This is a genomic window from Ignavibacteria bacterium, assembly GCA_041649015.1.
GTDB lineage: Bacteria > Bacteroidota > Ignavibacteria > Tepidaquicellales > Tepidaquicellaceae > CAIKZJ01.
Window position 1 is genome coordinate 288,120 of record JBAZNU010000001.1, and the last position, 24,273, is coordinate 312,392.

24 protein-coding genes are annotated in these 24,273 nt (G+C 30.9%); 12 read left to right on the plus strand and 12 right to left on the minus strand.

The features are described 5' to 3' along the window. Positions 1-69 precede the first annotated feature (69 nt). The 5 genes from WC644_01175 (at position 70) to WC644_01195 (ending at position 3,144) form a co-directional block, all read left to right on the plus strand. Entirely contained in the window at positions 70-873 is an 804-nt protein-coding gene (locus WC644_01175; protein MFA5010539.1) for a hypothetical protein, read from the plus strand. Further along, complete coding sequence (locus tag WC644_01180; GenBank protein MFA5010540.1) at positions 852-1,523, plus strand: ThiF family adenylyltransferase; 672 nt, start codon at positions 852-854, stop codon at positions 1,521-1,523. The genes WC644_01175 and WC644_01180 overlap by 22 nt, the downstream gene beginning before the upstream one ends. A 27-nt stretch (positions 1,524-1,550) precedes the next feature. After that, positions 1,551-2,402: a hypothetical protein gene (locus WC644_01185; protein MFA5010541.1), complete on the plus strand. Its 852-nt coding sequence runs from the start codon at positions 1,551-1,553 to the stop codon at positions 2,400-2,402. 32 nt (positions 2,403-2,434) lie between these two features. Further along, on the plus strand, positions 2,435-2,632 hold the full coding sequence (locus WC644_01190) for a hypothetical protein (GenBank protein MFA5010542.1): 198 nt from the start codon (positions 2,435-2,437) through the stop codon (positions 2,630-2,632). Between the two features lie 191 nt (positions 2,633-2,823). After that, complete coding sequence (locus tag WC644_01195) at positions 2,824-3,144, plus strand: DUF2958 domain-containing protein (GenBank protein ID MFA5010543.1); 321 nt, start codon at positions 2,824-2,826, stop codon at positions 3,142-3,144. Between the two features lie 102 nt (positions 3,145-3,246). Here WC644_01195 and WC644_01200 read toward each other — a convergent pair whose 3' ends face one another. Beyond that, positions 3,247-6,969, minus strand: coding sequence for a hypothetical protein (locus WC644_01200; protein ID MFA5010544.1), 3,723 nt, complete (start codon positions 6,967-6,969; stop codon positions 3,247-3,249). Positions 6,970-7,266: 297 nt separating this feature from the next. On the opposite strand from WC644_01200, the gene WC644_01205 reads away from it, so the two are divergent. The 5 genes from WC644_01205 to WC644_01225 all read left to right on the plus strand — a co-directional run bounded on the left by WC644_01205 (position 7,267) and on the right by WC644_01225 (position 14,045). Next, complete coding sequence (locus WC644_01205) at positions 7,267-10,425, plus strand: type ISP restriction/modification enzyme (GenBank protein ID MFA5010545.1); 3,159 nt, start codon at positions 7,267-7,269, stop codon at positions 10,423-10,425. A gap of 50 nt (positions 10,426-10,475) precedes the next feature. Continuing rightward, the gene (locus WC644_01210) at positions 10,476-11,117 is read left to right on the plus strand and encodes a hypothetical protein (GenBank protein ID MFA5010546.1); all 642 of its coding nucleotides are present in this window, start codon (positions 10,476-10,478) and stop codon (positions 11,115-11,117) included. 218 nt (positions 11,118-11,335) lie between these two features. Beyond that, positions 11,336-13,231: a DUF4209 domain-containing protein gene (locus WC644_01215; protein MFA5010547.1), complete on the plus strand. Its 1,896-nt coding sequence runs from the start codon at positions 11,336-11,338 to the stop codon at positions 13,229-13,231. 24 nt (positions 13,232-13,255) lie between these two features. Then, a complete protein-coding gene (locus tag WC644_01220; GenBank protein ID MFA5010548.1) occupies positions 13,256-13,633 on the plus strand; it encodes a hypothetical protein in 378 nt (125 codons plus the stop codon). Continuing rightward, on the plus strand, positions 13,623-14,045 hold the full coding sequence (locus WC644_01225) for a hypothetical protein (GenBank protein MFA5010549.1): 423 nt from the start codon (positions 13,623-13,625) through the stop codon (positions 14,043-14,045). The genes WC644_01220 and WC644_01225 overlap by 11 nt, the downstream gene beginning before the upstream one ends. A gap of 195 nt (positions 14,046-14,240) precedes the next feature. Here the strand turns inward: WC644_01225 and WC644_01230 are convergent, their stop codons facing one another. The 11 genes from WC644_01230 to WC644_01280 all read right to left on the minus strand — a co-directional run bounded on the left by WC644_01230 (position 14,241) and on the right by WC644_01280 (position 22,567). Beyond that, positions 14,241-14,990: a hypothetical protein gene (locus tag WC644_01230; protein MFA5010550.1), complete on the minus strand. Its 750-nt coding sequence runs from the start codon at positions 14,988-14,990 to the stop codon at positions 14,241-14,243. Positions 14,991-15,224: 234 nt separating this feature from the next. Further along, complete coding sequence (locus WC644_01235) at positions 15,225-15,518, minus strand: polyhydroxyalkanoic acid system family protein (protein MFA5010551.1); 294 nt, start codon at positions 15,516-15,518, stop codon at positions 15,225-15,227. Continuing rightward, the gene (locus tag WC644_01240) at positions 15,505-15,795 is read right to left on the minus strand and encodes a hypothetical protein (GenBank protein MFA5010552.1); all 291 of its coding nucleotides are present in this window, start codon (positions 15,793-15,795) and stop codon (positions 15,505-15,507) included. The genes WC644_01235 and WC644_01240 overlap by 14 nt, the downstream gene beginning before the upstream one ends. A 40-nt stretch (positions 15,796-15,835) precedes the next feature. Further along, positions 15,836-17,173 (minus strand): GTPase, encoded by a 1,338-nt coding sequence (locus tag WC644_01245; protein ID MFA5010553.1) that lies wholly within the window; start codon positions 17,171-17,173, stop codon positions 15,836-15,838. Between the two features lie 413 nt (positions 17,174-17,586). Next, positions 17,587-18,075: a hypothetical protein gene (locus WC644_01250; GenBank protein ID MFA5010554.1), complete on the minus strand. Its 489-nt coding sequence runs from the start codon at positions 18,073-18,075 to the stop codon at positions 17,587-17,589. A 28-nt stretch (positions 18,076-18,103) separates the two neighbouring features. Next, a complete protein-coding gene (locus WC644_01255; protein MFA5010555.1) occupies positions 18,104-18,718 on the minus strand; it encodes a GxxExxY protein in 615 nt (204 codons plus the stop codon). A 482-nt stretch (positions 18,719-19,200) separates the two neighbouring features. After that, complete coding sequence (locus tag WC644_01260) at positions 19,201-20,160, minus strand: hypothetical protein (GenBank protein ID MFA5010556.1); 960 nt, start codon at positions 20,158-20,160, stop codon at positions 19,201-19,203. Positions 20,161-20,187: 27 nt separating this feature from the next. Continuing rightward, positions 20,188-20,727 carry a hypothetical protein gene (locus WC644_01265; protein MFA5010557.1) on the minus strand — a complete coding sequence of 180 codons (540 nt, stop codon included), beginning with the start codon at positions 20,725-20,727 and terminating at the stop codon, positions 20,188-20,190. Continuing rightward, complete coding sequence (locus tag WC644_01270) at positions 20,714-20,923, minus strand: hypothetical protein (GenBank protein ID MFA5010558.1); 210 nt, start codon at positions 20,921-20,923, stop codon at positions 20,714-20,716. Before WC644_01270 ends, WC644_01265 begins: the two co-directional genes overlap by 14 nt. Before the next feature lie 341 nt (positions 20,924-21,264). Further along, positions 21,265-21,789, minus strand: coding sequence for a hypothetical protein (locus WC644_01275; protein ID MFA5010559.1), 525 nt, complete (start codon positions 21,787-21,789; stop codon positions 21,265-21,267). Between the two features lie 217 nt (positions 21,790-22,006). Continuing rightward, positions 22,007-22,567, minus strand: coding sequence for a hypothetical protein (locus WC644_01280; protein MFA5010560.1), 561 nt, complete (start codon positions 22,565-22,567; stop codon positions 22,007-22,009). 554 nt (positions 22,568-23,121) lie between these two features. On the opposite strand from WC644_01280, the gene WC644_01285 reads away from it, so the two are divergent. Next, positions 23,122-23,733, plus strand: coding sequence for an ATP-dependent Clp protease proteolytic subunit (locus WC644_01285; GenBank protein ID MFA5010561.1), 612 nt, complete (start codon positions 23,122-23,124; stop codon positions 23,731-23,733). A gap of 61 nt (positions 23,734-23,794) precedes the next feature. Further along, positions 23,795-24,241 (plus strand): hypothetical protein, encoded by a 447-nt coding sequence (locus WC644_01290; protein ID MFA5010562.1) that lies wholly within the window; start codon positions 23,795-23,797, stop codon positions 24,239-24,241. Positions 24,242-24,273 lie beyond the last annotated feature (32 nt).

The window sequence follows — 24,273 nt, forward strand, 5'->3', positions numbered from 1 at the left end:
TGCCGTTAATTGTATAAAAGCATAAGCACGGCATTCCCTTTCCCGTCTTATTAAATTAATATTAATCATATGAACGATTCAAAACCAAAACCCTTAAATCAGGACTTCTTCAGACGTATCGGACAAAATGAAGGTGAAACAAATTTAGATTTAGTACCTGCTGCCGATTACATGAAGAACTATCTGACAAAGGAAATTAAATTCAAAGACCTGAACGAGAAGCTAATGAAATCACGGCAGGAGAAGGTAGTAATAAAGGAAATCCTGCTGGAATCTGAAGTTGAACTGATCAGTTCTTTGAAACAATTGAAAACAGTCTTTAAGGATGAGCTTAAGCAGGCGATTGACAAACTAAACGACATGTACACAAACGAGTTAATGAAACTTCAGCAGTTGTACAGAAGCGAAGTTATAGGAGATAAACTGCTTGAGATAGTAAAGACTGTAGCAAGTTCAGGCTGGTATTTGCTGATGAAAGACTCATCTGTGAATTTGTGTAAGTTTTACGACCCTCCGTTTGAAGTACAAACAGGTATTTCATCGGATAAAGGACACATAAAGGAATACGTATCTCCCGTATGTTATCTGAAAGCTATATTCGTTAATATTCTTCATACGAAAATCACTACGGGAACAATCCGCTTAAGTACAGAAAATCAGCATCCTAATGCAGATAAGAATAATTTCGGTACAGCCTGTAACGGAACATTTGAAGACAAAGAGATTCCTTTGGACGATCCTGAGCAGCTGCGTGTCCTTTTGGATGAAATTTCGTCAACATATGAAAGAATTCATCTGGACTCATGTTATTACACACCTTTAGAACAATCAAAAACAAGAAAGGACAACACATGGAAAGTGAAGACAGCATAACATCATTCGCAGAAGAAATAAACAAAAGACAGAAATCACTTATAGGAGATTACTCATGCCAGACGGCAATTGTGGTCGGATTGGGAGGAATAGGTTCTTGGCTGGCGATTGATTTAGCTTTAATAGGAATTGGTACGCTTATACTCTTTGATGATGATGTAATTGAAGCTTCTAATCTAAACCGTACATTATTCAAACTTTCACAAATCGGTGAGTTGAAAACGAAGGCGGTTAAGGACTTAATTATGGAAAGACGTAAGGATATACTCGTTGTCTTATGCAACGAACGATTTACAACTGACCATCTCAACAAATACAGAGATTCAGATTACTTGTTCGATTGCAGCGATACCTCTAAACTAAAAGATTCAATCGGAGAATGCAGAAGTGAGTTCGTAATTCCTAAGTATATGAAACTCGGCTACGATGGCTATGAGGGCACTCTGAGCATGAATGATTTCAACACAGGGCTATGGGGCGAAGACAGTTCTTACACGATAACGCCAAGCTTTTTCGGGACACCACAGATACTCAGTGCCTTCGCTGTAATAGAAATGGTGATGAAGCATAAGGCAGTATCTAAAACTGTGAATATGAACGTAAAGAGATTTATCAATTTACTTGAAACAACCGGAGCGATGAAAAATTAACAAACTTTTAAATTAATTTAAAACTAAATGGAAAATAAGAAAGAGATCAAACCGGAAGATACAGCACTGCTCAAACCATCGTCTGACAAACACAGCAAGAAATCTATGAAATCAAACAAGCTTGTTTCATTTACTGAGCAAAAGAAAGAAGCTTGGGACTCAGGTATTAAAGTCCTTACATCAGTTGATATCATTATTCCTGTTAAACTATTACACGTTTGTAATTACATAGCAGATAAGGTAAGAGGCGATGAGTTCTCAATACTCACAAACATACTCGAAAAGGATAACGATACTATTACTTTATCTGAGGAGTATTATATTCCCAAACAAAAGGTAAGCACATCTTCAATAGATTATCTGCCTGACCCTGAAGCAGCATTGTTTAACACTGTAATACACAGACATCCCAATGGAATGAATGGTTTCTCATCAACAGACAGAAATTATATCAACCAGAACTTTGAGCTATCAATACTTTACACTAAGTCAGATGCTTTTGTAAACGGAATCTTTAATCTCAAGCATAACGACTATCTGATACAGATACCTGTAGAGATATTTCTGGACTACGGTATAGAGGACATCGACATAAAGAACATCGAAAAGGAAACTGATTTCGGGATTACTTTCAACCGTGACCGTAAGAAGAGCAAAATCGACGAATGGCGGGTCAATGCAAAGCCGGAATTATCTTCTGGTAATAGAAATAGCGAAGAGAGTCTGTTTCCGGAAGAGAAGCTCGATTACAATATGATGCGTGAGTTACTCTTGGAAGAAGTAAACGGAGAGTTACAGAATCTTGATTACCGTGTTACGAGCATCGAAGACAGCATGTTCCATGGCGGATTTTCTATGCTGGGTGAAGCGCCGTTTTAATAAACACAAAGACCGGAAAGGACAAAGCTATTATGAAGAAACCAATAATCTCAAAAGAAGTGGCACTGCTGATGTTTAACCTTGGAATTGAACTGCTAAAATCAGTGAAAGACATTTACGAAACTAAAACTGAAGAAAGGATTTTAACAGATGATGATACCACCACGAATACCGTTAGAGATAGCAAGAAGGATAATAATCTTTCTGATAGAGTTACTGATACTCGATAAAATTAAAAAGCGAAAGTAACACCAAAGGCGGCATTCATCCACAAAATGCCGTCTTTCTTATTTTGTGCAAAAAATTTACACGGAATAAAAATCCCAACGAGTCCCCGGCTCCCCTTGGTACTATTATAAAAAGGAGTATTTAAAACACTCCATTTTCACTAACTACTTTATAAATTTAACACTTAATAAATATGAAACTATTCACAAAGGGAATTGAAGCTATAGCACAGGCTCAGAACCCATTAGGTGCTGATATGAAAAAACAGGTTATCGTTGCTAAATTCTTTAACCCAACAGGTGCAGGTACATGGTATCTGATGAACCAAGACCCAAACGATCCTGACTATCTCTGGGGAGTCGTTGAACTGTTTGAAGTAGAAGTTGGAAGTTTTTCTAAATCAGAGTTAGAGAATCACGTTGGGAATTATGGTTTGGGTATTGAGCGGGATTTATACTTTGAGGAGGTGAATGCGAAGGTGTTGTTTGAGAAGATGAAACAGATTGTAAAATAAAATATGTAATATCTGACAATATATTAACATGGAATTAGATATTGCCACCTATTTCTTGCACAATAGCATTTCAAATAAATAACAGTACTATGTTGTTACATTTCAATATTCATTTAAAAAATTGTTCTTAAGTTCTCTTTTAATTTCTTTATCAAATAATAATATTTTAGCTTGCACGAATAATAAGGATTTTTGCTGATTAAATTCTATTAAAATTGATTTTAGTTCTTCCCAAAATCTTTTCCGTTGCTCATAAAGATTAATCATATTGCTACCAGAATAGAATATTGAGTCTAATTGCATCTTTTCCAATCCGTTATAATTACAATCGACTTTTTCAAATATATACCTTATCAATTCCAACCTTTTTTCTGGGTAAACTTCTACTACTATTGAAAATATAAAATTAAGTTTCTTTAAATTATTTATATTTATTCCAATATAGTTTTTTATGAATAATTCGACTTTCCCTTCAAATGGTACACCTTTAAAGAACCCAATTTTATAATCTCGAATTTGATCATACTTTGTTTTTGTTCGACAATATTCAAGTGCTTTATCAAATATTCCAATATAATTATCAAACTCCCATAATACTTTAAAATTCCCAAATTCGTCATGTGAAGAAACAAACTCCTTATCCCTAAATCGGGATTCAATGTAGTCGATTATGAAATTCTCGTCTTTACTTATTATGACACTTAAGACTTTTTTGTTATAATCCGTCGGGTCGGTGCTTACTTGATACAAATATATTCTTTTTAGTATCTCTAAGTTATTATAAAGGAAATTATTTGTTATGCTATCATCTTCAATATGATATAGTAAATATCTGAAATCTACTTTAAAACCCTTTTCCTTTGTTCTTTCTAACAAACAGTTAAAAGTATTGGAAAAAATATTGATATCATATTTGTAATATCTATTTAAATAAGTGAAATCTGTAAGACAAACATATTGGAATTTCTTGTTTTTTATAACCGAGTAATATTCGTTTATATAATATTCGTTTATATAACTTTCGGGCATATTACAGAAGAAGTTTATTAGCCAACCATATTTATGTTCATAATCACCTTTTTTAATAATCTTATAATATCTGCTGATAAACTCCCCTCCATAGTGATAAACTTGACTGTTCGATTCATATATATTTATTCCGATTTTATTACTGTTTGAAATTATGTTATGTAAAAGTTTAAGAAAAATATTTTTATCCTCAGTTATAATGTTTGAAAGAATTATTTGAATAGATTCTTTAATCTGATATTCAATATTATTCTCGCAAAATTTAGTGATTTCGGCGAACCAATTGAATAACTGCTTATATTCATTGATACCATATCCGACAAATTCCATTTTGAATTTATTATGGAGGTATAATCTAAATTTTTCAACACCCATTTTTAATTCACGTCGTTCATCCCATCTTAATAATCTATAGACTCTATAAATATCGTTACTAAAAATATCTTTCAAATATGAAGCATCCTTAAGTTTTATTCTATTTTCAAGAAAGCTGACATATTCATTTACAATTTTGCAATGTTGAAAACTATTTGGATCTAAAAACTTTTCCATAAAGGGTATTACAAATTGAGAATCATAATGATAAATCTCTCCTATTAGTTCATACTCTGATGGATGAATATACTGTGTAATAAACTTCAACACCTTATCTTTGTCGGATTCATAAATGGTAAAAATATATTCGAATATATTTTTACGCAAGAGCTTCATACTTTCATTTAATCGAAGTGGTATATTAGCCATTGTGACTTGACGATTATCCGATGTCCAACTCACATACTTAGTTGTAACTAGATAAGAATTAGCTATTGATAATATTATGTTATTAAAAAGTAAGCCGTTGTGAGTTGCGCACCTTATTAAATAATTAAATAATTCATTTTGGTAATAATAATCTTCAATTGCGGAATTTTTATCGTAAATTGTTTCTTCATTAAAATACTTAATAATATTATCATATAACTCTGGTTTTTTAGTTAAATACAAGAATATTGAATCAAGAGATATTACAAAGTATTCTGAAGACTGTTTAAATAGTTTTAATATATTAAAATAATCATCGGTTATAATCTGATATTTAATTTTGCCATATATTTCTATTTTCAAATTATAGTTAATATTACTAATCTTTCCGTCGGGAAGTGATTTTATATAGTTATTAATACTTATTAAAGTATTTAGCGGATTAACAAACCAAAATATCCTAAATATTCTCAGCTTATTATCATCGTTTATTACATTACGTTCTTCCCAATTATTTATATGCTTATCAAGTATATTTTGAATTTTGATAAAATCAAAATTACTAGTTGCAGGGTACAAAGAGTCTTTTATTAACTCTTCATACTTAAAATCATTTGAAAAATTACTTAAAAGCAGTCCATAGTCTAACAATTCTTTCTCGAAAAACACTTTGTAAAAGACATAGTTCTGAAATACTTGATCTGAAATTTTAGCATAACTATTTTCATACATATCCACTAATTCTAAATGATGTAATTCGTATAAGGTATCCCACAATGTTGTTTTGTCAATGTTATATACTGAATTAATCTTAAGAAATATATCTTCGTTGGATTTATCTAATGTTCTAAAATAAGATAAAAGACCCATAACTTTAAGAATTTTAGTTCTTTTCTTTTCAGATATATCATTTAATATTGTGGTATAATATGTATCAAATATATCGAGAACATTATTTAAGGAAAAAATACTGTTTGTATTCAGTGCGTGCTTTGCACACATTATTGCTAACCTCGGATTCCCTAAAGTTATTTGGTTTATTTTGATATATGCTTCAAACCGTAGTTTAAATGTTCTTAGTAACTTTTCAATGTCGTTGTAATTAAAATTCTGAATAATTATTTCTGATACCAGTTTAAATTCCTTAATAATATCCCATATTTTTTTGTATGCATAATCTCTAACGGTAATTATTATTTTCACTTCAATGTTAGTGTTATTTAATGTTGATAGCAAAACATTTAAATGAGGGATATTTCTGTTAGCATCATCAATTATAATTAAATATTTATGACCTGATTTAAAGTACAATTTAGAATCATGATATATGTCAGCAATGCCTCTATTCAATATTACGAATGCCTCGTAATCCTGATTGATTCTAACATATTGTTCCTGTAAGTATAAGGCAAACCTTGTTTTACCTGAACCAGCGGTCCCTTTAATTATCAATATGCTACTAGTTTTAAGTTTCTCAATACCATCCTTAAATTCAGTTTCGCGATTTATAAACTCGTTATCAAAGCCAGTTGTTAATTTATTCCTACTATATTCATTTATAAACTGAGAAGGCCTTAATATCTGATTTGTGTCATGTTGAATACCTAAAAATTCTTTTGATAAATGTGGATAAATCCAACAAAGTTCATTTGCCAATACAGAAATGTCGATTAATTCTAATTTGCTATTATTTATTGTTGCTATTTCATTTAATGTATCGTTATCTCTAGGGGATAAATTAAATGTAAATATAAGTATAACTTTGATTATTCGATTTGATTCAACTCCTGTTTTCTTAATTTGAAAACAATCTTTTAAATCTTCTTGCAGCTTTTTTGATTTATTTGACGAACTTGTAGTGCATTCAATGAATATATACTTATTCCCCTTTTTAATATAAAGATCTGGTTTCCCTTTCCTCGTTTTATTATTACCTACGGAACTACCAAAAGAATGAACTTTATGCCCTTTCTCGGTTAAAAAAGCTTCACACAGCTTTTGAAACAGACCAGCTTCAATTTCTAATAGTTTTTTCTGAATTTCGTTTATCATTGACATAATTTTGAATACTATATTTAAAAAATACTTAAACTAAATTCTAAATAATACATATATTTCTTAGATATGTAATCTCATATTTATTGTAATAATTAGTAATATAATCAGAAAGATATTAATAGTTGATTAATATTTATTACACTCCCTTTTGTAATTCCAGCATGAGTTGCAGATATCCTTGAATCACATAAATTCGTATAACCATTTATCTGGCATCACTCTCGAAGAAAAAAGAATCATTCGTAGATAATTCCAACTTGAATATAAAACTCAAATCTTATAAGTTTACACATGACGATACAACAATACATTGACAACATAATCAAACGCTACAAACTCGGTAATGCCACCGAGCACACTTTTCGTGGAGATTTACAAACACTTATCGAAAGTATTGTTCCTGCTATCCGCGCTACTAACGAACCTAAACGACAGAAATGCGGTGCTCCCGATTTTATTCTTACTAAAAAAGATATTCCTATCGGCTTCATAGAAACTAAAGACATCGGTGACGAAGACCTACTTGGTACTAAGAAAACCGGCAACAAGGAACAGTTCGACCGCTACAGGGCTTCGCTGAATAATATTATTTTCACAGATTACTTAAATTTTGTTTTCTATCGCGACGGTGCATTTGTTACAAATATTGAAATTGCAAAAGTTCAGAATGATAAAATCGTTCCGGCTCCTGAAAACTTTGATGTTTTAAATAATTATATAAAAGAGTTTTGTTCTCATATAGGTCAAACAATCAGTAGTCCAAAGAAACTTGCTGAAATGATGGCAGGCAAAGCCCGTCTGCTTGCAGACATAATTGAGAAAGCAATCGTGTCCGATGAAAACTCCAACGAAAACAGCACACTCAAACAACAGATGACTGCCTTTAAGCAGATTCTTATTCATGATATCACTCCAAAAGCTTTTGCAGATGTTTACGCTCAGACAATTGCCTATGGTATGTTCGCCGCCCGCTACCACGATACGAGCATTTCAAACTTCAGCCGTCAGGAAGCCGCCGAGCTTATTCCAAAGTCTAATCCTTTTCTTCGAAAATTGTTTGGTTACATCGCAGGTCCCGACCTCGACGACCGTATCAAATGGATTGTGGATTCTCTCGTCGATATTTTTCTCGCATGCAACGTAAAAGATATTCTTGGCAGCTATGGCAAGGCTACTAAAATGGAAGACCCTATCATCCATTTCTACGAAACCTTCCTTAGCGAGTACGACCCGAAGCTTCGCAAAGCTCGTGGTGTCTGGTACACACCACAGCCCGTTGTAAATTTTATCGTCCGTGCAGTTGATGATATTCTGAAAACCGAATTCGATCTTCCGCAGGGCTTAGCAGATAACAGTAAAACTAAAATCATAATTAATCAGCAGGGGAAAATGATTGAACAGGAAGTTCACAAAGTTCAAATCCTTGATCCCGCAACAGGCACGGGAACTTTCCTTGCCGAAACCGTTAAGTACATTCATAAAAACTTTGAAGGACAGCAGGGCATCTGGAGCAACTACGTCGAAACACATTTGCTTCCGCGTCTCAACGGTTTCGAATTGTTAATGGCTTCCTATGCAATGGCGCATCTGAAAATGGATTTGCTCTTATCCGATACTGGCTACAAACAAACGAATAACCAGCGTTTCAGAATTTATCTTACTAACAGTCTCGAAGAGCACCATCCCGAAACAGGCACGTTGTTTGCCAACTGGCTCAGCAATGAAGCAAGAGAGGCAAACGAAATAAAGCGTGATACACCTGTAATGGTTATTATGGGTAATCCGCCGTATAGTGGCGAGAGTGCAAACAAAGGTGAATGGATTATGAATCTGATGGAGGATTATAAAAAGGAACCTGGCGGAAAAGAAAAACTTAAAGAACAAAACTCTAAATTTATTAATGATGACTATGTGAAATTTATAAGATATGGTCAGCATTTTATTGAGATAAATGGAAGCGGAGTTTTAGCTTTTATAAATCCTCACGGTTTTTTAGATAACCCAACATTCAGAGGTATGCGTTGGAATTTGCTCAATACATACGATAAAATTTATACAATAGATTTACATGGTAATGCTAAAAAGAAAGAAACAGCGCCAGATGGTTCCGTTGATGTAAATGTATTCGATATTGAACAAGGGGTATCAATTAATTTCTTTATTAAAACAGGTAAGAAAAACTCAAATGAATTAGGGAAAGTTTTTCATTTTGATATGTTTGGAAAAAGGGAGTTTAAATATGATTTTCTCCTAGAGAATAATTTGAGTTCAATACCATATTCGGAATTAAAATATACTGAACCAAATTATTTTTTCAAATCGAAAGATTTAGAAGAGGAAATCGAATATAACAGTAATGGTTTTCTTATAAAGGATTTGTTCCCATTAAATTCATTAGGACTTCTTACTAAACGTGATGACTTATCTATAGATTTTAATGAGTCTAATTTAGAAAATAAAATAATATTCTTTTTAGATGAAACTAAAACTGTTGATGAGGTTTGTAGAAGATTTAATTTAGTAATTAAGGATAATGATAAGTGGGATGCCAATATAACTAGGGACAAAGTTCCTTTAAAGGATATAAAATCTCAAATTAAAGATTTTCAATATCGACCATTTGATAACAGAAAGGTTTTTTATAATCCTTATTTTGTTGCAAGACCCAATACAAAAGTTTTGGGGCATTTCATAAAAGATAATTTCGGATTAATAATATGTAGGCAAGGACAAGCAGTTGGTGGAGGTGAATGGAACACAGTTTTCACTTGTAAATATCTTGTTGATCAGAATATTTATAGAAGAGGTGGTGGAACGGTATTTCCTCTTTATCTCTATCCCGAAAACACTGGTCAAATGGAATTTGGACAAACTAACGAAAGAACTCCAAACCTGAACATAGAAATCGTAAATAAAATAGCTGAAGGTCTCGGCTTAACATTCACAAATGAGAAAGAAGAAACAGAAAACACATTCGCACCAATCGACATACTCGATTACATATATGCAGTTCTGCATTCACCATCATACAGAGAAAAATACAAAGAATTCCTGAAAATAGATTTCCCAAGAGTGCCTTATCCAAAAGACAAAAACACTTTTTGGCAACTAGTAAAACTCGGAGGTGAACTAAGACAAATTCATTTATTAGAAAGTCCTAATGTAGAAAAATTCATAACACAATATCCAATAGACGGTGACAACAAAGTTGGTAAGATTAAATATCAGGACAACAAAGTTTTCATAAATGATACTCAGTACTTTGCAAACATTCCCGAAGTAGCATGGTCATTTTTCATTGGCGGATATCAACCAGCCCAAAAGTGGCTCAAAGACAGGAAAGAGAGAGTGTTGGATTATAATGATATTCTACATTATCAAATAATAATTGCGGCATTGACGGAGACAAATATATTAATGAAAGAAATTAATAACATAGTTATAGAATAAATTATTAAGCTAAATTTATATTATTATTCAAACATTGATTTTTGCCCTGAATGAAATTATTTAAAGTTATAATTGGGTTGTTTGTGGCATTGTTTTACTTCTTACCAAAGGCGATTTATCTTAATCTATTGATAGCTTATTATACATTTTTTAATTATAAAGAAAACCTTACAGCCGATCCAAATGTACATTTGAAAAGAGCTAAGAAATTATTAAAGAATGCAAGAAATCATTTACTCCTTTATGCTGCTCTCGAAATAAGATTTGCTCTGGAAAGAATCGTTCACAATGAATTAATATTTTCCGAAAAGGCTTCAAATCATGCTTTAGATATGTATGATCCTTCAAAGAAACGAAAAATAATGAGTACTATTGATGATAATGTAAACTACCCACATGAAATATATTTTGTTGATAAGAAAACAAACGAAAGGATTTATTGGGGCATGTATAAACCTTTACCACAAGAGAAAGTTAATAATATAAAGGGAAGGCTCGGTGATTTGCTTCATGCTAGAGAAGGCATTAAGTTGGGTATTAGCAACGATAATTGGTACATTCAAACGAGGAAGTTCCTTTATGATTCATTAGAAACATTGACGAGCCATCTAAAATCTAATGAAAAATATTTTAAGTATGCTGAATTAAATCACTTTGAAATGGAAAAATTGCCTTATTATAATAGTAATTAATGTATTAACGCTATAAAAAGTGAATTCTAAAAAACAAGCAGTGCTACCTGCTCATTCCTTTTCAACAAATGACTCCATCGCCTTAGTTCGAATTGTTTCTTCAATCGTATTCCTAATAGGTTTTAATAAACGATATATTATGGTTTCTTAAATTAAGTTATGACTTACAAATATTATATTATTAAATTAACTTAAATTAAACCATATGAATAAGATATATGAATAAATTAGAAGAATATATTTTACTTTTAGACAACAGTAATCTAGATGATACAAATCATTTAGAAATAGAAAACAATTTTCAAAAAATAAGAGATGATTTTGTCAATAGCGGTGACAATGACAATGCTGATTTAGCCCAGCTTGAAATGGAAGTTTATAGCTTTACAAAAAATTATGAAAACAATAAAATAAAGTTATCGTTTAGATTTAGTGGAAAAAGAAAAGATACCGATGGAAAGGATATCCCTTTCGAATGGCCAAACAGTGATTCTTATGATGAGGATAAATATTCGTATATACATAAGAGGTTTATCTCAACAAATAATAGTTATTGCAAAAAAGAATATGGATTATTTTTGCTATTAGCTAAAAATAGTAAATACAAAAATAATGATATTGCAAAAGAGGTTCTTAATGCACTTTTCAATTTAAGTTCTATTTACATAGGTTATATACAATCAGACATTAACGATGATAAACATTATACTATATTTCTAATTAACTCAGTAAATATAATGTTTATACTTTCAAAATCCAGAGCAAACAATGAAAAAGAAATTAACGAAATATATTGTAAGGTGAAGGATTTTATTTTCAATATGTTAAGTAATTGGGATATTAATCATAAAATGTCTTTAGCTCCAGTGGGAAGAATATCTGAGCTTATAATTAATAATATTGACGATTTTAAATATTACGATATCAACCTTATTTTAGAAAAAATCTTTTTATGTGTCGTAGAGATTTCTAAATATTATTTATATGGTGGTATTGATTTAGCAAAAATAGGACTTAGATTTGAAAAAAAAGTTCTTAAAGGAAATAATCCTCGCTGGATAAGATTGATTGCCGAGTATTATGAAAAATTAGCTAGATTAGCTGAAGAGAAAAAAGATAGCACGGCTGTTGTTTTTTATGAGGAATCATTAAAAAATTATAAATTATTGAATGATCAAGTAAAAATCAACGAAATTGAAGGTAAGTTTGTCGAATTAAAGAATATGGGGTTTGGTTTTGGTATCATAAAAACAGAAATTCCCCAAGATGAAACAAATCAAACATACGAAAAAATTTTAAAGCTAGTTAAGGATGCAGGTGACACTGACATTATTAGCTTTTTAATTTCGACACCTATGTTTATGAATTTAGATCAATTAAATGTGTTAACAGAAGAGCAATATCAAAAACCATCATTACTCAATCAGATTGGGAAAAATGTAATTGATAAAAGAGGTTACACAGTTGAAGTATTTGAAACAGAAGAAGATAAAAAAGAGTATTTAAAGTTAGAGTTATTTGGAATTAACTTTCAATTATCAACTGCTGATTTATGGTGGTTTTTTATAGAATCTATACGAGAGCATAAGCTCAACCATGATTTAATATATAATTATCTGGAGACTACATGGATTGGAAAAACTTATAAGAAAATGTACAATGGGAAGTATTATGATATAAAACCATTAGAAATTGTCAATCCAGGATTAATATTAATATTCGATGAATTTGAGAAAGCTATTAGCGATTATGAGCATAAACCAAATCTAGTGTGTGCAATAGATTCACTTACTCTGAAAATCGAATATTTATTAAGATATTTTTGTGAGGAATTGGGGATTGCTACATACAAAGACAAAAATATGGAATTAAATTTAAAAGAAGAAAAGAACATTTATGACTTTCTAAGTGATGAGAAACTTAAAACGAGTATTCTTCAAGACGATATATTTTTTATTAAGTATGTGTTGTTAAGTAAAATGGGAAAAAATTTAAGACATAATGTTGCTCATGGATTAATGGATTTTCATGACTACGATTCGTATTATGCAATATTACTTATTTGTATAATAATGAAATTAAGTTCTTATCAATTTGTTGTTAAACTTAATTAAATTAAATAATTAAATATATATACAATGGAAGCTTCATTAATTTCTGAAATAGGTACGAATTATTCAAGACTAGTTGAGTATAGGGTGGATAATTTATATAAGTTGAATACTATTCGTGTAAAGTTTGAATATCTCTCTAATATATGGAAACAGGATACAAGTTTTTCGTCTAAAAAATACGAAAAATACTCTCATCCAGCATACAAAGAAATAATCTCTATGGGATATGGAGTTGTGCCTTTTATAATTACTGATTTAAAAAAGGAGCCTAATTTTTGGATAAATGCATTAAAGGAAATAACAAAAACGGATCCTGTTATTAATGAACACAAGAGCAATATTATGTTAACAATAAATGATTGGTTAAACTGGGCAGAAGAAAACTATCTCAATGAAAGATAATAGATTCCCGAATAGTTTTACCGATGAATATGATATTACTAGTCCTAAAGATATTAAGTATAATTGTATCGCATGGGCGGTTAATGATATTAATAATTGGTGGGAGCCGTCTGGTAATCACGAGGATTATTGGCCAGAGAATACGAGATTCGATTATACATTAGATTGCTTGATTGAGGCATACAGAACATTGGGATATGAACTTTGTGAGGATAGTAAATTTGAAGAGTTATATGATAAAATAGCTATTTTCTCTATAGATGGCATTCAATACAGCCATGCTTCAAAACAAATAGATGATAAATTATGGGCTAGTAAAATTGGTCAGGAGGAGGATATCGTTCATTCTTTGTTTTGCATTTGTGGTGGATATTATGGGGATGTATTTTATTACTTAAAGAAATTAAAGTAAATATTCGTATGTTGAACTGTTTATACGATTGTAACCTAGAAAGTAATGCTTGTTAATATCTTAATAATATCTAAAATAAATCTGATTTAAAGCTGGTATTGGTAGCATTATAGATAAGTAAAACTAATTATTACTTTAAATAACAGAATTAAGTCCTTTAAATAATTGATGAACTGTGTTTAATATATAATAATATTAAATTAATATTCTTAGCTTTTTTAGTAATTCAGTAGTATTTATACCTATACTATTAGTATCAAAAAAATTCACATAATTACCTTCTTTAGAGTACATCCATTTTTGAACTTGGAGAAAGTAATTTGTGAACCAGTGAGGTTGATAAGGAATGCGAAATATTGCAAGTTTATCGAGTTTTTCTATGGAAGATAAAGAAGGTTCTTTTTTGTTTCGAAAAAGAAGGCAGCATTTGAATAAAGATAATTCTTCTAAGGATCGATATTCAAAATAATCAGTAAATGATAAAGCAGGCTGAGTATGTGTATTTTCAATTTTTATTATTTCTTTAAATCGTTTTCCTAAAGAACCATTATCTAACTCTGGAATAATATCTTTAACTTTTTCTGTATATGCAAAAGGAGTTAGAACAGGATAATCTTTAAGTATATCTTTTTTAAAAAAAGCAAAGCCAATAGGTCTATTTTTGGAGGCAACACGATTAAATTCAAATGGATGAAGTGCTGTTAAAGCTACGTATGGTTTCTTTTTTATTTTTACTGTACCAGATGATATAATCTCTTCGGCATTTTTAATACTTGTGAAATGTACTAACAATAGTGGTTGTGGGCGACGTGCCCCCAAAATTCTTTTATCGTTTCCTCTTAATTCTCTGAAATAACGATTTGCCTCATTTTTAAATATTTCCATTTCTGTAATCGTTCTAATTGCCTTTTTAATAATGATTCTATTTGTTGTAGATAATTTCACAATTCTGTTGTTATGGATATTTATAAAAGTGAGTAAGCAAATAAAAGCTCTTAAATTTAATTATAATATTAAATATCGATGAACTTGCCACCCAAAATGTAAATTTTTTACTCAAATTGTTCAATTCATTAATTAGAGTTAAATAAGTTGTAAAGCTTATTTAATAAGTAGTAGGAATATCATAAATAAAGAGTGATGTCTCAAATATCCATGGGTCACTCATTTATATGTTTCTCACAGTAAATATTTCTCCCCAAGTAACTCCTCAGCCTTAGCTCGAATTGTTTCTTCAATCGTGCCTTTAAAAAGTAGTACTGCGAAAGGTATCTCACCGTTAATCAAAACAAATTTATCATCTACTTGCAAAGTCCCGGATATTTTAAACCCTGATATTTTGAATTTAAATTCTCCGGTGTTACCATTCCAGGATTCTTGTAAGTCCTTTACTCCGTCGGAGTGTTGTTCCTTTAGTTTAGGCAGGTTATTTTGAATACGGGTGAGAGCTTTTTTATACTCACCAGGATTCAATCAATTCCATAAACTCAGACCAAGGGCGGCCACGTTTTTCAAAATCGGTATTTTCATCCTCTACATAGCTAATAGATTCACCTTGCCAATAAAGGTCTTGGAATCTCTCGTTGCGCCAAAATTCTATCTTGAGTAATGGCAGACCTGATTTGGTGCTCTCCAGACTGTCGGAGTTGACAGGTGGAGTCGGTGGATTGTCATCTTCGTAATTGTCCTTCAAATACAAAGCGAAATCACTTTGGGTGTAAGGGTTGTTGATTATGCTGATTATTCTCATTTGTCGTAAATATTGATATTATTAAATAGTATAATTTGTTTTATGAAACAAGGTTTTGTTCCGCGTCCCCCTCGTTTTTAAAAGAACTTAGTTTGCTTTTTATATCTTCAATTGAAATATCATCAATAAAATAAGCAACAGCAGCTTTTCCTATAGTATAAGTGCCAGTATAAGCTATTGCACCGCTTATTGCACTACCAAAGCCAGGAAAGGGGGCATTTAAAAATTTGGAAAGTTGTTGAGCTGTCCATCTAAATAACATTCCAACACCAGTAATAAGGCCCATTGCTGATAAAAATTCTCTTGCGACATTCCAGTTTAATTCTCTGCCCGCCAAATAGGCGATTAACATTGTTAGCATTATTTGTAATGGAAGTAAAACAAAAATATCAGAAAAGGGAATAGGTGCAAGACCAATAACTGATGAAGCCGATGAAAAAGAATGGATAAATCTATTTGCAATTTTTTTAACTGCATGTTCACACCTTGATAACATCATCAAATAAATAGCTGCAGACAAATCAATATTATTTTCTATTAAATTTAACAATTTATCAATTTGATATCTCCCATCAAAAGAAATTTCTAATTCTTGTCTTTTAGACTCACTTAAATCTGATGGATGACCTTCACAATTCCATTCTAAATATGATGAAACAGAAATTATCTCAACGGCTTGAATATTATAATTAATAAACAAATCAGATAATTGTTTTTCTGAATCTTTAATATTTTTAAGTTTACGGTTGTCATATTCTTCCGGTTTTTTTAAACGAGCGGGCATTAATTCATCTGATGCATTTAGTACAGCTATTAAAGGTATATTTGTATTAAAAGTATTTTTTACGAAATCATTAATTTTATTTAAAACTTTACTTAACGCCTCTAAGTCTTTTTCCAAATTATCCCTATCGTTTGCCCTTTTAACATACATTACTCCATCGGGAGCAAAAATGCCTACTGCATTTATTAATACATCAATTGAATCTTTGCCCAAGTCTGCTATACCTCGTGTATCTAAAAACTCAAAAATCAATTTTCCATTTAAGTAATAATCGTATTTCTTAATTTTATATGTACCGACCATAACATCAGATGTATGAGCTAAATATTTCCCAAACAGTGCATTTATTAAACTACTTTTCCCGGAACCGGTTCTTCCAACTAATATAAATCTAGGAGCTCGTCTTTCTTTAATCCCTTTTATTAAGACTTTCAATCCTTCATTACCTGATATTGTATTAACAATTTTTTCTTTAATCGCATCAGGTACTGCATCTGGAAGTTTATCCAATAATTCATTTAGATAGATATGAATATTAGTTACTCTATCTATTCTTTTTTCAAACTCGTCTGAAAATTCAATAGTATTCGGCATTATTTATCCTTTCAGTAATGTTTTATAAAAAATATAACATCTGGTATAATAAAAAAGGGACGCATACTTTAAAAGTAAACACATCCCTCACGAAGGCACTGGTATGCCATGTTCAAGGAAACATGAAAACAAATAAAGCAGCGTCCCAAAATATATATGGGACGCAGCCTTTTGTTACACGTTTTCCTTAAAATGAAAATTTACCAGTTTTTCGTGAGGAAACGTTTAAAAGCTACGTACAAATTCTTATGCAAAGAACGTAATAATCTCTACTTCGAAAAGGAGATTATTAATATTAACGTAAATTAATAATTTGTGTTAATAAATCAAATGGAATTTTTTTGGTGGTATAACATTAAAGAAGGGGGATTAACCTTCCCCTTTTTTGTTGGTGTGGATTGTGAGTCAAATAATTATCTTTTGTAAATCCTATGACATCGACCGAATGTTTTAACAAATTTATAATGACATTCTATGCAAAGAGTCCCTTGATTAATACGGTTGAAAATTTTATCAAGTATTAATTCAATTTGCTTTGAGTAGTAAGGTATTATACTGCTTGTAAAAATCTGGCTAATGGGTTTATCTCCTTTGTAATTAACATCGATACGGTCTATGATAATGTCTTCATCAACTCTAAAGATAAGAAAAAATTCAATGGTTATAGTACTATCGTCTTTTTTAATGTATTCGAACGATATTTCTGTACGGGGGTTATGGTCATTATATTCATCTTGATTTGAATCGTAATATCTAAAATCATTTGTATTTAGTTCAGGGGTATCGTCTTTGTCATCAACTGGTACATTCAGCATTAAAAAACATTTCGCTTCATGTCCATTCTCGTAGTAACTGTTCAACTCGGATTGACTGAACTGAACTTTGAATTTCAATCTGTTCATTCCAAAACCACTGCATATAACATTCATTTTACTTTGTCTTTTTTGTAGCTTTAGTTTTTTTAACTTCCTTTTTAGGAAACTCTGGAAATCTAGCTATGAGATTCATTGCCTCTTTTGTACTGTCGAATTCCCATAGTTCCATTTCAAATTTTGGTTTTTCTTTTGGTGGTTTCTTCTTAGTCTCGTCTGTGGTATCAGTTTCGGGTTCTTCGTCAAGTAATTTAAAGTCTTCAGTTTTTGTAAATTTAACCAACATCCCTAAAGTTATATTTCTAATATCATGATTCTTATTTTTAGGTAAAGATTTGAAGTAACTTTTCAGTTGTGCTCTGTGGTCAGAACTAATTGCACCTGTAACAGCTTTTAATTCTAATACTAAAGGTACATTTAATTTGATCGCATTATCCGAGGAAGGAAACAAGACAAAATCTGGTCTATCAACACCAACATAATGTCCCTTGTAAAATACTTCTATGTTTAACTCTTTTAAATAACTAATACTGTTTTCTCTGAATTCAATAGCAAAAGCATTTTGTACGACTGACTCATCAAAACCTGCCCCAAGTTCTTTGTAAATGTTCTCGGTTATTTTACCAAGCCCTACAAAAATTGATTCGTAATTTGGTTTTATAGTTTTTGCCATAATATTAAATTTTTTAACAAAGATAGTATAAGCTAATTAAATTTTTAATTCAAAAAATTTTTATTTAATCAGAATAAGGAGCTGTGCATCCGGGCCCCTGTGAATCTCTACACTTCCGTAGTTTAAAACGAACCAACTAAAGTAAGTATTGCGTGTGCTAATTAAACGACCCACCTAAAAATGTAAGTAATCACAAAAAAATCTTTTAACAAACCCCGGTTCGAAGAACCGTATATTTAATAATCTATTTATTATATATTAATATCTATTAAATCTATTAGGAGAAGGACAAACCCCCTGAAACCCTTTACTGTATTGCATTGTAGCTGTTTTTATGTATTTAAAATATTGCATGAGTCCTTATTTCATTTGCACAATTACTAATCAGTGATGCACAGTTACTTATAAATGATTGCATGAGTCCTTATTTCAATTTGCACAGGTACTAAGACTGTGCACCACTACTTAGCATTTATTGTGCATTAATTGTTACTCGTAGTGCAGTCATAATTGAAATTTAAACGATTGCCAAATTCTGAGAATTCGTCCATCGGGTTATCATAGATGAATCCGCCAATACGTCTGCCCTTCGGTTCTTTTCCTTTCACTTTGGTTTTTACTATCTGATAAGCTTCTACTTCTTCGTTCCAAACATGATCTTCCTTAATGTAAAACTCTTCTTCCGGTTGCAACTCTTGTTTTTGCTGTATGTTTTCTATGGGCCAGAAGTTTTCTTCTTCTGCTTTAGGTATATACGGCTTATTATCCGTGTCTTTTTTATGCTCAAAGTAAATATCTATAGTAGTAATTTTTATATCAGCACCCAATTTGATATAGCTGGAATTTTCCAGTACTGATAGGATGTCTTTCACAGTTCTGTTATCATAGTTTAGCGCTTTGTGAATCGAATTTATACACTCTTCTGATGCAACCATTTCTCTATCTAAAAGAAAATGTCGGTTTTTAGATATTAAATAATAATATGTCTCGAAAATCTTCAAAATGAATTTATTAGATTTATACTTCGCTGGAATATAATCTCGAACACGGTATATCATTCTGTCTAAGTGTTCAAAATACACTTTTATAAAATCAGGATACTTAGTTGTAAAAGCTTCTCCATATTCAGGTTTGTATTTAGTTTTGTACAGTACTTCATCTTTGATTTTGTAAAGTTTACCAGTTTTCTCCAGAAATCCTTTTTGAGTCAGTTCTTTTACAGCTCTTGATACTGTTGAAGAATTTATACCAAAGAAACTCGTGATATCCTCAGTAGGGATTTTGAATCTTTTATCAGGAGCATGCTGCAGGAAATAATTGAACCTGAATTTTAATGATAAATATACCCAGGGGGTGTATTCGCTTATAAAAACATCGTACTCATCAAAAAGAAATTCAGGTGTTATTTTTATAAAATGTTTTTTTGAATCGTTGTATGCCATAATTAAGTCCTTTCCTATATTAAATGGTTAGTTATTATAAAAATTATGTGGTACCTCTGTAGAATACAGTACTTTCTTAGACTCTGAATCGAAAGCATAGATGTAGAAATCGTTGTAAACAAGAACGCTTCGAGTCGACTTGTGCAATGGTTTTATGTAGTCTGTTTCTTCAATGAGGTTCAGTTGTATTAGCTCTTTATAGGCTGTACGTATCGTGTTACGGCATACCCCTGTTTCTTTGCTCAGCTTGAGAATATTAAAATCCTGTGCAATCGCAATTTTGTAATATTCCGGCATATCACAAAAGTCTATAAACCTGACTCGAGATTTAAGAATCAGATACAGATAAAAACCAAACGAACACCGCCATGGGATATCAAACAACTTGTCAGAGAATGTGACTTTCAAGGAGTCGAAAACAGTTGCCAATTTAGGAGAATTAACGTGGTTCAGTTTTTTCTTGATGAACTTAGCTTTTCGTTTATCGTTTTCTTTTCGTAACTGTTCTTCCAAAATAAACTTCTGTTGTTCGGTAAGCATCATAGTACATACATTAGCAGGCGTCATACTTATCCCCGTTATATTTTGTATTAAGTCTTTCGATATCTTTCTTCAGCCTGCAAAGTTCAGCATCACCGTCCATAGTGGTTAGGTACTCCGCAACCACAGCGCCTAATTTATCAATACACTTTTTTTCGAGGTAACCAGAGTCGTAAACGTAATAGTAATCGCCAGTAGTTGTAATTTTGTTTGGTTTTTCCATTTTCAGTAATTTTAGATTTATAAATGTGTTCATTAATGTATAGATAGCATTTGACTTTTTTGAACACAAATGCAAACTACAAATCCATATTACAATTTCGGCTAAAACCTTTTGAAGGGTATTAACAAGGGTAAGTTTAAATCAGGATGAAGTTTTAAGCAATACCTTAGTTTTTATATACAAACATAAAAAATATAAAATTAAAAGTCAAGTCTAAATTGCTGATTAAACAGTTAAATAAGTATGTTTTGGCCTAAAATATGCTGTGATATTAGTTATTTTCTATTTGAAACATGTAAACTTGTATGCTTGTGAAGAAAATTCATACTAGGTATATTGGGCTAAAGCAATTTGTAAAGTTTATCTTTACAATATTCAACACCGCTTATAATCAATTTATGTTTATGCGGGCATGCGACACTACAAGGCGGTATTTTTTCATCAGGTACTCTTCTTAACTTGCTCAGATAATTCAACCAGTTTTCAAAGTTGGTTGAATACCTTTTTAAAATCACTTTATCTATAAATTCTTGTTTAGCTGGTTCAAGTAAACTGATATTATCCGATAGATGACCATCCCAAACTGATTCGTACATGTCTATATTTTTTTCCAACCACTCAACTGTAGCTTCTGGAAATTCTGGTGGTGTTTTGTATTCAGGTTTGTATATATTCACTGATATCTTTAAAGTAACAACACCAGTACTCATGTTTATTTTAAATTCAGTAACAAAACTAATACCATCTACATAATCATAATACACTATTATTTTTAAGGTATTGTAATCGGGTTCATTTGAGGCAAAATCAACTTTGCCGTAATGACCTATAGGTGCTAAAGTATTTTTATGAATATCGGGTAGCATATTTAAGTGCTCTTCTTTAAGTGTGAATTCCTGGTTTTCGTTTTGAAATCCTTTAACCAATTGACATTTTAAGAACCAAAAGTCCTTAAACAAATCTGATTGAAGAGTATATTCACCAAAGTTATTATATTGAAATTTCATGGTATAGTTTAAATAGAAATTTATATCTTCAGTATTTTAAAAATAAAAATGTCAAAATGAAATACATAAGAAATAATCATGTTAATCTTGTATCCGGATGCCATTTCAGACAATATCCTCTCTGTTGGTATTCAGGATAAAATTTACAGTTTTTACATAATTGTACTTTCTTAGGTAATTCAAATATATTTTGGAGCAGTGTATCCAGTTCAGCTAAAAAGCGATATTCGGGCTCAGGAAATGGATACAAATACTGCCTTTTAAGGGGAGAATATGTATTGTAAATATACATATCTCGTATTTTTATCTTCCCATCATATTTATAATCTATCTGAATGGCGATAATATAGTTCTTCTTTGTTTTATGTGAAAAAAGTAAACCGAATTCAGGATTAAAGTATGATAATTTTTTTGAAACAGAACTTGGAAAAAGTCTGTCCTTAAATTCTAAATTTTTTGTATCCAGTTCTTTTCCAATGTCAAATATCAGTGATAGAGTTGCAATACACTTTAGTTGAAAAATGAAGTTTTCAGCTTCATATAATTTTCTTTTATCTTCATTATTTAGTACCACTCTATAATATAGAGTAACTGATTTATCAATCTTGTCTTTATATTTATAAGATTTAATTACCATGATATTTATTACAAAATTAAGAAAAATACATATAATAGTCAAGTTATATATTATTGATATAACATATAATAATACCTTATTATATTAGTAATAGTATATCAATATAGATATTATATTATTTACTATATTATCAATTATTTATAATCTATTATTAAATAGCTTGACATTTAATTAATTTCATTATATATTGCTTTGGATTCTGATTCCATTCAAGCCAAGACCGAGAAAGCGTGGTCTTTTAAAAACCGAATTACAATCGTTCTTTAAAATAATGTGATACCTTACAAAGTTGAGATATTTTGTAAAAGTAAAGCAGAATGTATTTTACTAATGTTAAATTATTTGTATTAAAACATTAGTGGAACATTTTTTTAATTCGGGTAACAAGTTCGAAAAAGTAGTTTATAAAAAACACATCGATAAACACCTATCAAACTTACCCCAATTAATTTTTCTTCAAGGCAATTCTTAATTAGGATTTTTCTTATTCTAATTCAGAATTTTAAAAACCCGAAAATATTGTAAAAAATACTGCAAATACGCAGAAAATATTTATGAATAAAATAGAAGTAATAAATTCAGAGGAAAGATTATTCGAAAGAAGAAAAATCTTTTTAAATACAGTAATCGAAGAAGCCACTGCTTCAGAAATAATTCCGAAATTTATTTATTTAGATTCTGTTTCTCACGATCCGATAGAATTCTATATAAATAGTCCGGGTGGAAGCGTTACTGCCGGCCTGGCTATTTATGATATCATGTGTTCTATTAGTTCAGAAGTTTCAACAATCTGTTTCGGACAAGCTAGCTCTATGGCTCAGGTACTTCTCACAGCGGGTGCAAAAGGAAAAAGGTTTGCTTATCCACATGCTCAGATAATGATGCATCAACCTATGGGTACAATCCAAGGACAAGTGACCGACATCCAGATACAGATGTTTGAGATACAAAAGCTTAAGCTCAAATTATCTGAAATCACAGCATTACACACAGGTCAACCTTTAGAAAGAGTACTTCAGGATGCTGAAAGAGATTTTTATTTTTCAGTAGATGATGCTATAAAGTATGGCTTGATTGACGAAATAATAACACTTAGAAATGTCCCTGTTTTAAATGATAAGAATAGAAATAACAGGAAAAGTAAAAACAATAAGAAAACAAAGTAATATTTATAAACAGGGCTTGTATAAATGCAAGCCCTATTTAATCAATTTAAATTTAAACCCAATGAAGATAAGAATATTAGGTAGGCAAATTGAGATTAAAGATGCCAAAATCAAAGCGATATTTGATAATGCATACAAAAAATTTAACGAATGCGATGTAAACAGAAATGAATTTGATCAGAGTGCATTAGTTTTTCTCGAATTATTCCTCGAGGATGATTTTATAAGTAAATTAGAAAGTTTAGTAAATGAATCTGTTTCTTTAATGAAGGACATAGCAAAATATAAGTGTTTCGAGAAAACACCACCCTTTAAAAAACCAATCCATGAATTAAATCCGGACGAATACCCTGTACCCTATGAGCTCTCTAGATCTTTAAAAAAATATGTGGAAAAATTAGGGTTAAGTCCTTGTAGAGATGAAGAATTAATTAATAAAAAGTTAGAAGAACTTAGAAAAAAGGATTTGGCGAAGTTCTTTAACGAGATTGAGAATAAGGAAGGCTAAGGAGTATAGCAAATAAAGAATGACAAGAATTT

Bases quoted from the DNA above. Each gene is read 5' to 3' on its own strand.
- WC644_01175 (MFA5010539.1), top strand. From the start codon at position 70: ATGAACGATTCAAAACCAAAACCCTTAAATCAGGACTTCTTCAGACGT.
- WC644_01180 (MFA5010540.1), top strand. From the start codon at position 852: ATGGAAAGTGAAGACAGCATAACATCATTCGCAGAAGAAATAAACAAA.
- WC644_01185 (MFA5010541.1), top strand. From the start codon at position 1,551: ATGGAAAATAAGAAAGAGATCAAACCGGAAGATACAGCACTGCTCAAA.
- WC644_01190 (MFA5010542.1), top strand. From the start codon at position 2,435: ATGAAGAAACCAATAATCTCAAAAGAAGTGGCACTGCTGATGTTTAAC.
- WC644_01195 (MFA5010543.1), top strand. From the start codon at position 2,824: ATGAAACTATTCACAAAGGGAATTGAAGCTATAGCACAGGCTCAGAAC.
- WC644_01200 (MFA5010544.1), bottom strand. From the start codon at position 6,969: ATGATAAACGAAATTCAGAAAAAACTATTAGAAATTGAAGCTGGTCTG.
- WC644_01205 (MFA5010545.1), top strand. From the start codon at position 7,267: ATGACGATACAACAATACATTGACAACATAATCAAACGCTACAAACTC.
- WC644_01210 (MFA5010546.1), top strand. From the start codon at position 10,476: ATGAAATTATTTAAAGTTATAATTGGGTTGTTTGTGGCATTGTTTTAC.
- WC644_01215 (MFA5010547.1), top strand. From the start codon at position 11,336: ATGAATAAATTAGAAGAATATATTTTACTTTTAGACAACAGTAATCTA.
- WC644_01220 (MFA5010548.1), top strand. From the start codon at position 13,256: ATGGAAGCTTCATTAATTTCTGAAATAGGTACGAATTATTCAAGACTA.
- WC644_01225 (MFA5010549.1), top strand. From the start codon at position 13,623: ATGAAAGATAATAGATTCCCGAATAGTTTTACCGATGAATATGATATT.
- WC644_01240 (MFA5010552.1), bottom strand. From the start codon at position 15,795: ATGAGAATAATCAGCATAATCAACAACCCTTACACCCAAAGTGATTTC.
- WC644_01245 (MFA5010553.1), bottom strand. From the start codon at position 17,173: ATGCCGAATACTATTGAATTTTCAGACGAGTTTGAAAAAAGAATAGAT.
- WC644_01250 (MFA5010554.1), bottom strand. From the start codon at position 18,075: ATGAACAGATTGAAATTCAAAGTTCAGTTCAGTCAATCCGAGTTGAAC.
- WC644_01255 (MFA5010555.1), bottom strand. From the start codon at position 18,718: ATGGCAAAAACTATAAAACCAAATTACGAATCAATTTTTGTAGGGCTT.
- WC644_01260 (MFA5010556.1), bottom strand. From the start codon at position 20,160: ATGGCATACAACGATTCAAAAAAACATTTTATAAAAATAACACCTGAA.
- WC644_01265 (MFA5010557.1), bottom strand. From the start codon at position 20,727: ATGACGCCTGCTAATGTATGTACTATGATGCTTACCGAACAACAGAAG.
- WC644_01270 (MFA5010558.1), bottom strand. From the start codon at position 20,923: ATGGAAAAACCAAACAAAATTACAACTACTGGCGATTACTATTACGTT.
- WC644_01275 (MFA5010559.1), bottom strand. From the start codon at position 21,789: ATGCTACCCGATATTCATAAAAATACTTTAGCACCTATAGGTCATTAC.
- WC644_01280 (MFA5010560.1), bottom strand. From the start codon at position 22,567: ATGGTAATTAAATCTTATAAATATAAAGACAAGATTGATAAATCAGTT.
- WC644_01285 (MFA5010561.1), top strand. From the start codon at position 23,122: ATGAATAAAATAGAAGTAATAAATTCAGAGGAAAGATTATTCGAAAGA.
- WC644_01290 (MFA5010562.1), top strand. From the start codon at position 23,795: ATGAAGATAAGAATATTAGGTAGGCAAATTGAGATTAAAGATGCCAAA.